General features: G+C 53.7%; 8 protein-coding genes and 1 pseudogene. 2 read left to right on the forward strand and 7 right to left on the reverse strand.

Annotated features, from left to right (window positions below; translation table 11 throughout):
• The 3 genes and pseudogenes from QJQ48_RS06405 to QJQ48_RS06415 form a co-directional block, all read right to left on the reverse strand.
• On the reverse strand, positions 1-2,790 hold a 2,790-nt coding region (locus tag QJQ48_RS06405), incomplete at its 3' end, for an NACHT domain-containing protein (RefSeq protein ID WP_346290383.1).
• Positions 2,791-3,073: 283 nt separating this feature from the next.
• Positions 3,074-3,184 (reverse strand): annotated as a pseudogene (locus QJQ48_RS06410) (RuBisCO small subunit-like domain-containing protein); the annotation flags it as partial.
• Positions 3,136-3,303, reverse strand: a complete 168-nt coding sequence (locus tag QJQ48_RS06415; RefSeq protein ID WP_346290384.1) for a hypothetical protein — start codon at positions 3,301-3,303, stop codon at positions 3,136-3,138. The pseudogene QJQ48_RS06410 and the gene QJQ48_RS06415, both read right to left, overlap by 49 nt.
• A gap of 157 nt (positions 3,304-3,460) precedes the next feature.
• Between QJQ48_RS06415 and QJQ48_RS06420 the strand changes: the two genes are divergently transcribed.
• Both QJQ48_RS06420 and QJQ48_RS06425 read left to right on the forward strand, forming a co-directional pair.
• Positions 3,461-4,852 carry a chloride channel protein gene (locus tag QJQ48_RS06420; RefSeq protein WP_346290385.1) on the forward strand — a complete coding sequence of 464 codons (1,392 nt, stop codon included), beginning with the start codon at positions 3,461-3,463 and terminating at the stop codon, positions 4,850-4,852.
• A gap of 305 nt (positions 4,853-5,157) precedes the next feature.
• Positions 5,158-6,729: a metallophosphoesterase family protein gene (locus QJQ48_RS06425; RefSeq protein WP_346290386.1), complete on the forward strand. Its 1,572-nt coding sequence runs from the start codon at positions 5,158-5,160 to the stop codon at positions 6,727-6,729.
• Here QJQ48_RS06425 and QJQ48_RS06430 read toward each other — a convergent pair.
• The 4 genes from QJQ48_RS06430 to QJQ48_RS06445 all read right to left on the reverse strand — a co-directional run bounded on the left by QJQ48_RS06430 (position 6,726) and on the right by QJQ48_RS06445 (position 12,313).
• Positions 6,726-6,941, reverse strand: coding sequence for a hypothetical protein (locus QJQ48_RS06430; RefSeq protein WP_346290387.1), 216 nt, complete (start codon positions 6,939-6,941; stop codon positions 6,726-6,728). The genes QJQ48_RS06425 and QJQ48_RS06430 overlap by 4 nt on opposite strands.
• Before the next feature lie 230 nt (positions 6,942-7,171).
• Positions 7,172-8,938 (reverse strand): alpha/beta hydrolase, encoded by a 1,767-nt coding sequence (locus QJQ48_RS06435; RefSeq protein WP_346290388.1) that lies wholly within the window; start codon positions 8,936-8,938, stop codon positions 7,172-7,174.
• Positions 8,939-9,050: 112 nt separating this feature from the next.
• Positions 9,051-11,165: an NAD-dependent DNA ligase LigA gene (ligA, locus tag QJQ48_RS06440; protein WP_346290389.1), complete on the reverse strand. Its 2,115-nt coding sequence runs from the start codon at positions 11,163-11,165 to the stop codon at positions 9,051-9,053.
• 221 nt (positions 11,166-11,386) lie between these two features.
• Positions 11,387-12,313: a DUF4394 domain-containing protein gene (locus tag QJQ48_RS06445; protein ID WP_346290390.1), complete on the reverse strand. Its 927-nt coding sequence runs from the start codon at positions 12,311-12,313 to the stop codon at positions 11,387-11,389.
• Positions 12,314-12,418 lie beyond the last annotated feature (105 nt).

The raw sequence follows: 12,418 nt of genomic DNA on the forward strand, positions 1-12,418 counted from the left end.
CTGGGTGAGGAAGGTGCGTGTGGTCTCATCGGGCCATTTGTCCGCTAAGGCCTGCAAGGCAGTGCTGCGGGGATATTCGTTTTCATCGTTGAGGGCGCGCTGGGTGAGGAAGGTGCGCATGGTCTCATCGGGCCATTTGTCCGCTAAGGCCTGCAAGGCAGTGCGGCGGGGATATTCGTTTTCATCGTCGGTAGAGCGCTGGATAAGAAAGTCATGGGTGGTCTCGGTTGGCCATGTCTGGACCAACGCCCGTAGAGCAGCGCTGCGAGAAGTCCCATTTTCATCGTCGATAGAGCGCTGGACAAGGAAGTCATGGGTAATTTCGTCTGGCCACTTCATAGCTAGTGCTAGAAATGACGCCTGACGCGCATACCAATTCGCATTTAAGGCAAGACTTATTACACGCTGACGGTCACCAAAGATATTTGCTACAAAATGTGGCCAGCTTCCCGTCGATGATGGAGCACCAGAATCCTCTCCCAAGTGATATAGCCGCTCAAAATGAGTTTCGAATTCGTCCTCCCAGACAGCTCCCGGCCAAGGTCTGCTAAGGCTTCGAGACAATGTCACAATTTCATCAATCATTTCATTGAACATGTTGCGCTGAAATACCCGAACTACGGTGCGAAGCAGAAGATTTCCAACCACTTGCAAATCACTAATGTTTCTTGCTTCCATTAAGCATTCAATGGCGAGAGGTAATTCGTTCGGTGGAGACGAGGAATGGATGAGTGTGTCAATATCCGTTCGATTCGTAAGGTGCTGAAGGATGAGACCCACGAAATATTCGTCTATTTGACTGCAAACCAGACGTAAAACCTCGCGCCAATCATCATCTCGACAATGCTTTTCAAATAGATTGATTAACGCATCTTCATTGAGTGTTTTGGCAACATTAAACTGATGAACAATTTCTGCAGCACAGAAATACTCCAAAAACGTGCGATGGACAAAAGCGTAACTATTTGCACCCAGGAAACAAAGGATAAAATTTCGTTCACGCAGCTGCTTTACCAATGCCCGCGCTACTGCCCGCGCTTGGTCAAACCGTAATTCTGTGCGGAGATACTCTTCAATCAAGCCAGTCAATGTGTCGCCGTCAATGTAATTAGCGCGCAATTCGTCCGATACCCGCGTCTGCATAGCGTATGCCACCACCCGCAAGATATCAGTCTTCTCCCGTAGCCCGATCTCTGTACTCAAGCCGGGAAAATCGACTAATGTACGTTCTACATCCCACTGATGCAGCAGCAACCGCGAGCACTGCTGATACAGGTCAACCCGATCGCGCGGCAGCTCTTGATGTCGATTCAGCACCGCCATCATCGTCAACAGCAGTGGATTCCCTGCCAACTGCCGAATCGATTTAGAGTTTTGGATTGCCTTCTCCAGCCGCTCTTGCTTACTCTCAGCGTCCGTTTTCTGCGACTTATCAAACGTCACCTCATGCCACCGATCCAAAAAGGTGCCAATCTGGTCGTCGTCCAGATCTTGCAGCATAAAGTGGCGAAACTCGGCGTTGCGCAGCCGATGGGGCTGATAGCCCACCACCCGCGACGTCACCACCAGGCGCACATTCTTGTACTCATTGCTAAAGCGATGAATATCGTTGACCACCTGCTCCCGCTCAGCCGGGTCAAACACTTCGTCCAATCCATCCAGCAGCACCACCACCCGGTTCGGTTGCTCCAGCAGGTGCTTCAAGGTTTGCTGATTCAGCCGATGCCAAGTTGAGGCTTCGTGCAGATACTTTAAAAAGCCTTTGTGGCTGGGGCAGTGCCAGCGGGTATATTCTCGCAGCTCAATCAGCAGCGGCAGCGGCTGGGTATAGCGCTGGTTGGCGTCATTAATCCGCGCCCACTGCAGCGCCAGATACCGCAACAGCGAAGACTTACCCGATCCTGGATCCCCCAAGATGACCAGCCGTTGGATGGCGGCGGCATCAGTGACTGCCAGCACGGGTTTGGGGGGTTGGTTCACATAGGCTCGCCGCCGTTCATCGTGTAGCCTTTCCGACTCGGCCAGCTGGGCCGCATCCAGTTCTCCAGCTTCCACCAAGCGCAGCAGCTGATCCTTCGGCACCTCCAGCAGCTGCGGGTCATACTCATGGCACTCCCGCACCGACTGCGCCACAAACACGCTCCATAGCCGCACCTCGTAATAGGCTCCTGTCGTGTCAAGGCTGGCCAAATCTACCGTGCCATAGCGCTCGACTAGCGCTTCGCGATAGGTTTCCAGATTAAACTCTGGAGGCAGTCCCGCCAGTTCTTGCAATGCCTCAGTATTCTGGGCCTGAGCCAGGGAGGCGAACGTCTCCTGGAGTTCTGTCGAAGATTGGCGGATTGCCACCACTTTGGCCGCAAAGCGCTTCGCCACGTATGGCCAAGAGAACCCCTCTGGCATGGCGAGGGCACCGTCGAGCTGTTGCCACGCCGTGATAAAGATTTTGGGATCAAGATGGTAGTCAGGCTGCAAAAACAGGGCGGCGATGGCGTCGCGCACCGACTCCTGATTCACAAACCGCCGCACATCATAGATCCAGGCCTGTAGCCGCTCTCCCTCAATATCGGCCCGAATCAGTTCGTCTTCAATGAGTTGCAGCAGTTCTTTAAGCGCCTGTCCAGTGGCCTTAGTGAGCGGTTCCTTGTAAATAACGGAAAAAACGCTCTTAAAGCATTGCCCGACGTAGCTTTTGGCCGCATCTTTGGCGACTTCCTTAGCAATGTCTTCCAGAATTGGCCGAAAGACCGACAGTGCTGCAACACCCCAGATGGCTAGCCATTCCACCATTTTTTATTCACAAGAGAGTCTCCCCGATTATAGCCAGACCCGCTCAGCCCAATAGCAACTTTCCGCATATCTTCAGATGTGCCGTTGCCTGCCTGTATAGAATGCAACTGACGAGCAATCGTCAATGCCACCGCTTGGGGCGCTACTTTACATAATCTTTGCAGCGAGCTGGCTGATTCTCTTCGATTCTACGTTCCTCATTAATCACTTTGACCTTTAGAAGCGGGCAGTGCCCGCCCTACGTGGTGTGGCGAGGGCTTTATTGAGGCGGGCAGTGCTCGCCCTACTCTGGGCGCTGAATGATGGTTTCTAGGATACGGCGCTTGTTTTGCGGGTCGATGCCGATTAGGCGCACATAGTCGTCAGGGTAACTGGCGAGACATGTGGGAGTAGTTTGAGGTGGAGCTGAATGTGGTGGGAGAGGGGAATAACAGCCGGGGGGATTAATAGGAAAGCGTAACGGGTCTTCTCGTGCCTGCCGCGATCGCTGCTATCTGCATGTGATATTTGCATAGTGACAGCGGCTTTGAAACATGAGTCAGCAAAGTTTGTGTTGGAATACACCAAGCCATCAGATGGATTTTTGTAGCTTGGCTTAAAAGCAGCGCGCAGGTCACCAGATTCTCAGTCAGCCGCTGCTAGCCACACCTACTTTCGAGGCGCACAAACCGTGTCTACTCAAGTCAGTTCTCCCAACAGCAGTTCTCAAAGCTTCGCGGACAAAGATTCTCAGAAACGTCAGCTCACTTATTTACAGTTAGTGCTTTGCTCAGCAGCGATTGGTTTAGTGGGGGGCATAGTAGCTACCTGCTACTACTTCGTTTTAGAAACCATGATGCATGGGGTTTGGCATACGCTGCCGAACTTAGCCATCCCTTATTTTCCTGACTGGCTGCCAGCTAATAACTATGTATGGATCGCCACCACAACAGGCGGCTTTTGTGTGGGACTAATTCTTTACTTTATGGGTCTACCTGGCGAAATGGCCCAAGTCGTTGATAAGATTCACAGCCCAGGGCGAATTGACATTCGTAAAACCCCCGCTATGGTAATTGCTTCGCTAGTGGCAATTACCTCAGGCGGCAGTGCTGGGCCAGAAGCGCCTTTAGTTCAGGTCAACGGCAGCTTTGGTAGCTGGCTAGGCGATTCCTTGAAGTTAGAAACCGCTTCAGTGCGCGTCCTCACATTTTGCGGCATGAGCGCGGCGCTAGGCGCTTTTTTCGGTGCTCCGATTGGCGCGGCGATCTTTGCGTTGGAAATTCCCCACCGTCGAGGGTTGGAGTATTACGAAGCCGTTGCGCCTGCCGTGATTTCAGCAATTTTATCTTTTGCCGTATTTCGCATCAGTACGGGCATCACCATTGGTGGCTTTTATCATTTTGAATCGGTACCGCCGCTGACGCCGATCAATCTTTTGGAAGGGTTAGCGCTGGGTGTTGTCGGGGCAGGCGTGGCGGTTATGTTTATCTACGTCTTTCGGCTAGTAGGCCGGATTCTAGAGCCGCTAGAACATTTCCGCATTTTGCTAGCAACTCTGGGCGGTCTATCTATTGGCCTGATTGCCTTTGCCTATCCGCAGACGCTCTTTTTCAGCGAGGAGCAGATTCATACGGTGATTGAGACGGGAGCGCTGTTAGGAGTATCGGCGCTGCTGCTGATTGCAGTCGCTAAGATGTTCGCCATCAGCTTTACGCTACATTCTGGCTTTTTAGGCGGCTTTATCTTTCCGCTGTTCTTTATTGGGGCCAATGTGGGATTAGCGATCGCCCTGGCAGTGCCTCAAATCCATCCGACGCTGGGCATGGTCTGTCTGATGGCAGCAGTCAATGTCGCGGTGACTAAAACTCCCATCAGCACAAGCATCATCCTCAGCGTTTTGTCGGGAACCGCCATGCTGCCGGTAATCGTCATCGCCAGCTTTACGAGCTTCCTGTTGACCAGCCAAATTGCCATGATCGGCACTCAGCGATCGCGCACCCTAGAGAATATGGCTGCTCCTGCACTACCTCAAAATCAACTGGTAATGGGTCTGCAGAATATCGCCAACGCGCCCTCTACCTGAAACGAGCGGCTTGAACGGGAATGCCTGCTATTGACTTAGCCCAAATAAAAAAACCGGAGAACCTTCAAACTCGCTCGACAAGCTAAAAAGGTTGTCTACTTGAAGATTCTCCCGGCATGACCTTAGGTACTTCGGATAAGAACAGTCTCTCTGGTTTGTATCAGATCGTCGATGGAGAAAATTCAGTAAAAAGTTCAGGAAAGTTCAGGTGCACTGTCGGGTATGTCCGCGACAAGCCTAACTTGCGGCAGTTCAGCGGAGATAAGGCTACTTTATAAGCAGGCGTGCTGATCTCCCTCTTCTCTATGCTGCGGCTTCTAGAACCGACGATTGCCACCAAAATTCAAAAGATGAAAGAGCGGGTGCAGTGGCAGCATCCGCTCATGGTGACAAGCGGCATTGATCAAACCCGCTTTGTCCTAGAGGACGGTCACGACCAGGAGAGCTTTTCCTTTTTAGTAATTGGCGATAGTGGCTCTGGCAGTCATGGCCATCACGATCCGCAGCGGCGGATTGCGGCACAAATGCTCCCTCATCACGCTGACTGCCAATTTTTACTCCACACGGGTGACGTGGTCTATCAGTGTGGTTCCCACGAGCAGTATCCTGCTAACTTCATTCAGCCCTACCGGGAGTTTTTAGTGGGCGGCGATCGCCCGGATCAGATTGCTTACGACCAGATGGTCTTTGCCCTGCCCTTCTTGCCTGTTCTGGGCAATCACGACTACTACGACTTACCCCGTTTGCACAGCCTGCTCGCGCCGCTGACTCAGCCCCTGCAGCGTTTGCTGCGGCAGCCCCTACGGCGTAACATTGGCCGCTACGGATCGGGGCAGGGAGATGCCTTTGCCCGCGCCTTTTTAGATTATTCTCAAGATTTGACTTTAGATGAGCTAGCCTGCCACCTCAATCGCCACTATGATGCTCAAACCGAAAGGGGGCGCTGCCTGCGCTATCAACCAGGTCAGTTCACCCGCCTGCCCAACCGCTATTACAGCTTTCGCTATGGCGGCATTGACTTCTTCGCCCTAGATTCCAACACCCTCAATGCTCCTTCCCCCTTACCCAGTGATCAGTATGGGGAAAGCTATCGGCAGATGCTTCAGGCCCACCGCCGTGCCATCGCCGCCGCAGAAGCGGAAGTGTTTGACGAGGCGGCACGGCTACAGGCCACTCTTCCAGAAGCCGCCGAACAGCTCGACGCTCTTAGAGGCAAGCTGGAGCAACTGGTGGAGGTGCAGCGAGATATTGACAAGCAACTGGCGGCTCAGGGCGCGGAAACTGTAGATATGGATCAGCTCATCTGGCTGCAAGAGCGCCTAATTGCCTCATGGCAAAATCCGCAGGTGCGGGGTCGCATTCTGTTTTTTCATCATCCGCCCTATGTCAGCGAGGCAACGAAGTGGTGGCAAGGACAAACGCTGGCTGTACGACAGCACCTGCGCTGGGCCTTAAATGGTGCAGCTACAGCAGTGGGTCAAAATCGCGGCGATCGCCCCCTAGTGGATTTAGTGCTGAGCGGTCATGCCCACTGCTTTGAATATTTGCGTACCCTGGATACGGGCCATGCTGACTCCAATCTGAGCTGGGTTGTCTGCGGCGGAAGCGGTCTGAGCCTGAGACGACAGCGGCCCGCTGGGGCTGAGCTAGATGAAGTTTTTCCTAAAAAAGCTTACCCCTATCGAGAAAAGCGTTTGGTTGCCAAATCGCAGCTATTTGTGGGTCTTAGCGGCCAGCAGCAGCAGCGACGACCTTACTCTTTCTTACGGATTGATGTTCAGACTGGCGCTAAGCCTCAGTTTGTGCTGCGTCCCTATGTTTCAGAGCGACATCATCAGACTTGGCGAGACTATAGCCTTGATGCTATTGTCCTTTAGCTAGCGCGGGCATAGGCCAAATCGCGAATTAAAACGCTGCGGGTACTAATATAGGAGCCAACAGCGTTGCACTCTTCAGGACTGAGGCAAACGTCATCTTTGATTTGTCCCAGTAAATACTGCGTCAAGCTGTCACCCCCTAGTCGAGTTAGGACATCGGCGGGCGTTTTTTCAATTCGAGACCAGAGCAAACGCAAGAGGGAAGCATTCATGTTTGTCGGTTTCGGTATAGGAACACTGGAATATAAGCGACTTGATCTACTTATTTATATTTTCTTTAGATTCATAGCTTTACCCTAACGCTCCTCCAAAAAAGCTACAAGGGGGCTGCGGTAAAAGTTATCGCAATCGTCAAACTTATAACGTTTGGCAATCAGACTATGTACTTGCATTAAGAATTACAAAAACAAATATCTTTCTCGGTCAAAATAACGTGTTGTTCCTACGGTTCAGGGCTTTCTAGTAACGATCGCTCGGTGGCCTTCAGCGACTGTACCAGGCTGAGGGGCAGGGGCGACTGGCTGATCTCGCTAGCATAGGCCGCACTGAGAAAAGGCCGATAGCGCTGATCTTGGCGTAGGTAAGTCTGGAAAAAAATTGTACTCATGGCCTCTAAGTAATTCTGTGCAATATCAGGACGGGGCCCCAGAATGCTGACCGGAATGGGTAAAACTTCGCTGTCGTTTTCCGAGCGGGCAACGGTAGAAAAGTGAGTACCGTTTTGCAGCAGCAGCAGGTGGCGCTCTGCAGAGGTCAGCCAGGTAAAAGGGATAATCTGCTCAGCTAGAGCCGGCGCTACGGTGTCCGAGCTGCCCGCAACCAGCAGAGTAGGCACCTCAACTTGGCTCAGCCCCGCTGGCCCGAAAATGATGCTGCCGATGGGATTGACGGCGATCGCCGCTTTGATACGCGGATCGCTAAATGTGGCAACCGTTTCTGGCAGCCGAGCTGAGGCTGTGTCCCCAGCGGCGATCGCCGGTTGAAACAGTGCTAAAGCCTGACACTGCAGTAAGAGCGAAACATTAAAGCTGCTGAGCTGAGGCGGACAGTTTTCTACTAGTGAAGCCTGATTAAAAGTCGCTCCGGCCAGCGCTAGGGCCGTAAAGCCGCCAAAAGACTGGCCGATGATACCGACTTGATCTAGATTGATGCGGCGTTGCAGATAAGAATCAGCCCTAGCGAAGCGGGTAAGCGCATCTAGAGCCAGGCTGACTTCCTGAGGCCGATTGATGAACTCATCATCCGGGACTACCTGGGTCGTACGCCCCTCGGCTAAGGCCAAAAGTTGCTCAGCGCTGCTGCCACCATGCTCAACTGCCAGCACCACAAACCCGTAAGAGCTAAGATAGCGAGCCAGGTAAGCAAACGTGGTGCGATCGCTGCCGAGTCCGTGAGAGATCACCACGACGGGAAATCGTCCCGGAAATTCCCGCGAAGCAATCTCGCTAACAACTGGGATATAGAGATCAGCCGGTGGATTGAACCGGCGTACAGTCAGCGAAACTCGGCGCAGGGCAAATGGCCCCCGCCGCTGAATTTCTCTGGGCAGAGAAGCTATGTCAGGGAGGGTCTGCTGCTGGGCAGCCTGCAGCGCCGTACTCTGTATCGTTGCGATCGCCTGGTTGGCCTCATTCACGGCGCGATCGATGCCCTCCGCCACCGCTAAGCCGCGCAGCAGGTCAATGCGCACGCCCTGGGTCGGAAAGTAGCGCAGCACGTTGAGCAGCGTCAGCCCTTCTTCTGAATCAGCCGCCGCCAGCACCAGTGCCGCCCGCAGCGGCAGGAAGCCGGAGAGACGCGCCGGCGTATTGATGACCTCGCCAAGCTGCTGCAGCAAAAACGTGCCTTGGGGCGTATGCAGAAATTGGGAAACCGTGATGACGTTGATATCAACTGGCTCAGTCAATACCGTGCGCAACTGCGCCAGCTGTTCTGGGGTTAAAAACCGAGCGTAATACTCTAGATCACTGGGCAGTTCTCCCTCATTGGCTAAAGTCTCCAAATCTTCTATCTCAATTGCTCGCTCAAAGAGGCCGAAGGTGAGATAAATTCGCTCAGCCGAGACAGCCGGAGTTGCGATCGCTAAGCTTTGGAGAATACCAGCGCCCAATCCCCAAAAGCTCGGTGCTAGCCAGCGTTTGATCCCCCCAAAATAGTGGCCCCTAGAATGCTCGGCGCTGGCAAATTCCCGGTCAATACCCACATTCATAAAACAGAGAAAACAGTAATCTGAGGGAACTATAGCCTCTATTGATCAAAAATCTCCGCCGCCTACCCGGTGATTGACTAAAATTTCAGCAATTTCCCTGAGACCGTGAAGTCTAGGAGCCTGCATCCGGAATTGCCCTGACTTGTTGCTGTAAGTCCGCTTCTGAAAGAACGGGAATGCCTAACTGCTGCGCTTTTTCTAGCTTAGATCCGGCTTCTGCCCCGGCCACAACATAGTCGGTTTTCTTGCTGACAGCGCTGGTGACTTTGCCACCTGCGGCCTCAATCAGTGCCTTGGCTTCACTGCGCTTAAGCGTAGGCAAGGTCCCCGTCAATACTAAGGTTTTGCCGGACAGCGGTTGCGGTTGCCCTAGGGCCGTCGTGTCAGCTTGCGCCGCTAGCTGAATCCCGGCTGCTCGCAGCGACTCAATCAGGTTTTGATTAGCGGGTACGCGAAACCACTGATAGACCGACTGAGCAATTTCAGGGCCAATGCCATACACCGCCGCGATCGCTTCAGTTTCTGCTGTAGCTAGCTGCGCGACTGTGACAAACTGCTCGCTCAAAAGCTGGGCGTTGACGCTGCCTACGTGGCGAATGCCTAAGCCATAGAGCACTCTCGACCAGGGCTTTTGCTTTGACTGGGCGATCGCCTCTACTAGTTTTTGCGCTAGCTGCTGACCCATGCGATCTAGCGGCAGCAAGTCGTCTACGGTGAGCTTATAAAGATCGGCGATCGACGCCACGAGTCCTAGCTCCACCCACTGCTGCAGCCATTTTTCGCCCAGGCCGCTAATATCCATCGCGTCCCGGCTGGCCCAGTGAATCAGGGCACCCCGGACGATCGCCGGACAGGAACGATTGACGCAGCGGGTGACGGCCTCTCCCTTCGGTTTGTCCACTGGCTCACCGCATTCTGGGCAGTGGGTTGGCAGCGAGAAAGAACGAGCCTCGGCAGGCCGCAATTCAGGCAAAATTCGTACCACTTCCGGGATGATTTCGCCCGCCTTGCGGACGATAGCGGTGTCCCCAATATGAATGTCTAGCTCCGCTAGGCGATCGGCATTGTGCAGCGAGGCGCGGGAGACAGTGGTGCCTGCTAGCTGCACTGGGCTGAGCTCGGCCACTGGCGTAATCGCGCCGGTGCGCCCCACATTAACCGTGATATTTTGCACCACTGTCGGAGCTTCTTCCGCCGGATATTTCAGCGCCACGGCCCAGCGAGGAAACTTTTGGGTAAAGCCCAGGCGATCTTGCAAGTCTAGCGAGTTGAGCTTGACGACAACGCCGTCGGTGAGATAGCTGAGCTGCTGCCGCTCGGTAGCCCAGTAGGTGTAGTAAGCCTCAATTTCCTCAGTGCTCTGGCAGAGTTTGCGATGGGGATTGACTTTGAAGCCAAGCTTTTGCAGCAGTTCGAGGGCATCCCACTGGCTAGCGGGCAGGGGATGAGGCACTGCAGGCGGTGAGGGAGCGGGAGCGGACTGGGTGGGAGCGAGGGTTTCAAGCTGGAGGGGTTGGTTCCAGTGGGGGATGAGCAGAGTATAGGCGAAAAAGTCGAGCTGGCGGCGGGCCACGACGCGGGAGTCGAGCTGGCGTAAGGTGCCTGCAGCGGCATTGCGAGGGTTGGCAAACAGGGTTTCTCCGGCAGCTTCCCGGTCTTGATTGATCTGCTCAAAAACATCTAAGGGTAAAAAAGCTTCGCCCCGTACTTCAATCTGGGCGGGGGGATTGTGCAGTTTTAGGCGCAGGGGAATGCTGCGGATGGTTCTGACATTTTGGGTGATGTCTTCACCAGTAACGCCGTCACCGCGCGTAACGCCACGGGTGAGGATGCCGTTTTCGTAGGTCAGGGCTAGGGCATTGCCGTCAATTTTCAGCTCAGCCACTGCGGCCACCTGCTCAATATCCGGTTCCAAGCGCCGCCAGCGGTCTTCCCAAGCCTCAAATTCGCCAATGCCAAAGGCGTTTTCTAAGCTGTAAAGGGGGATATTGTGGCGAACGGAAGTAAACTGGCTGGCGGGTTTTTCACCTACGCGCTGGGTGGGGCTGTCAGGGGTAATTAGAGCAGGATGCTGGGCTTCTAAGTCTTGCAGTTCCCGGTAGAGCCGATCGTAGACCGGATCTGCCATTTGGGGCGCATCTAGCACGTAATAGGCATAGCTAGCTTGCTGCAGGAGCGATCGCAGTTCACGGGTTCGCTGCTGAATTGCGGCTGAGGGAAGATCCATAGAGCGACTCGGCAAACAAACAAACTTGCAAACACAGCTAGCTCAACGCCAGCCGGACACCGAGAGATTGTAAGGCATTCTCTCTGGCATTTGCCATTGTCAGAGAGGCAATTATCAACCAGAAAAAAACAGAGAAAACAAAAAAGGCGATCGCCTAGCTGAGCGATCGCCCTTTGTCTTCAGTCATCTACAAATTCAGTCATCTACAGGAACAACTAGCCTTAGACCGTTTGCGATCGGCGCAGGCCAAACAGTCCTAGCAGGCTCAAAGCTGCCAAACTACCTACCATACCGGGTTCAGGCACAGACGTTACCGCCAGTCCTATCAGCTGCTTGTCGTCATCACCAAAGTCTCCAATCGCCGTTGCCCCACCCGAGGCGAGATCAACGGAGTAGAGGGTAGAGCCAGAAGCCGCATAGGCAATATTCGCGCCTTCGGTGGGAGAGAATATGTCAAAACCCCCCAGGGCATTGAAATCAATTCCCAAACTGCCAATGGTGCTGAGGCCGCCAGCGTTTGCCGGATTTTGCAGATTCAGCGTGTCGAGAACATAGTCAATGGCATAGAGCTGAGTCGCTCGCCCTGCAGGAGCACCAAAAAAGGAGTTGATGTAGCCTGCCGCCGTCACGTTGGGATCAACTCCAAAATTAGGATCGCCCGCAACATAGGCCAAGGTGCCGTCAGGTTGGACACCGGGGGTATTGGGGTCAAAGTCTGCAATCTCACCCGTATCGACGTTGATCCGAAAGTTTTGGTCGTTGGTTCCCTCTAGCCGCAGGCGATCGGCAGCCGGATTAAAGTCAAACCCAGACTGCTGGCCGCCGCTATAAGACAGCGGCGACAGCGTGCTTTGGAACGTAGCGGCTCCGGTTTTGATGTCAATAGTGTAGATATCGTCTGTATCAGTAATGCCGTAGAGCAGTCGATTGGCAGGGCGAAAGTCAATACCCAACAGGGAACCGTTGATCCCGGTTACGTTGAGGGTTTTGATAGTGCTGGGATTTTCCAGATCAAAATACAGGATGGAATTGCTGTCGTCTAGCCCAAACAGCCGCGTGGTAGCTGCTTCAGCAGCCTGATGACCCAGCAAGCTGAGAGCTGCTGCCGTCATCAAGCCAGCGACGAAACCGAACTGTCTTACTTTCATAGAACCTCACAAAGGAGTAGCGGTATTCATAAGCAGACAGACAGCAAAAAAGACAATAGAGGTAGAGTCATCACTTCATAGAACAAGTAAGTCTGTCCAAGCTCT

Source organism: Sphaerothrix gracilis Ecp01, from assembly GCF_030405905.1.
In the GTDB taxonomy this organism is placed as follows: domain Bacteria; phylum Cyanobacteriota; class Cyanobacteriia; order Phormidesmidales; family Phormidesmidaceae; genus Sphaerothrix; species Sphaerothrix gracilis.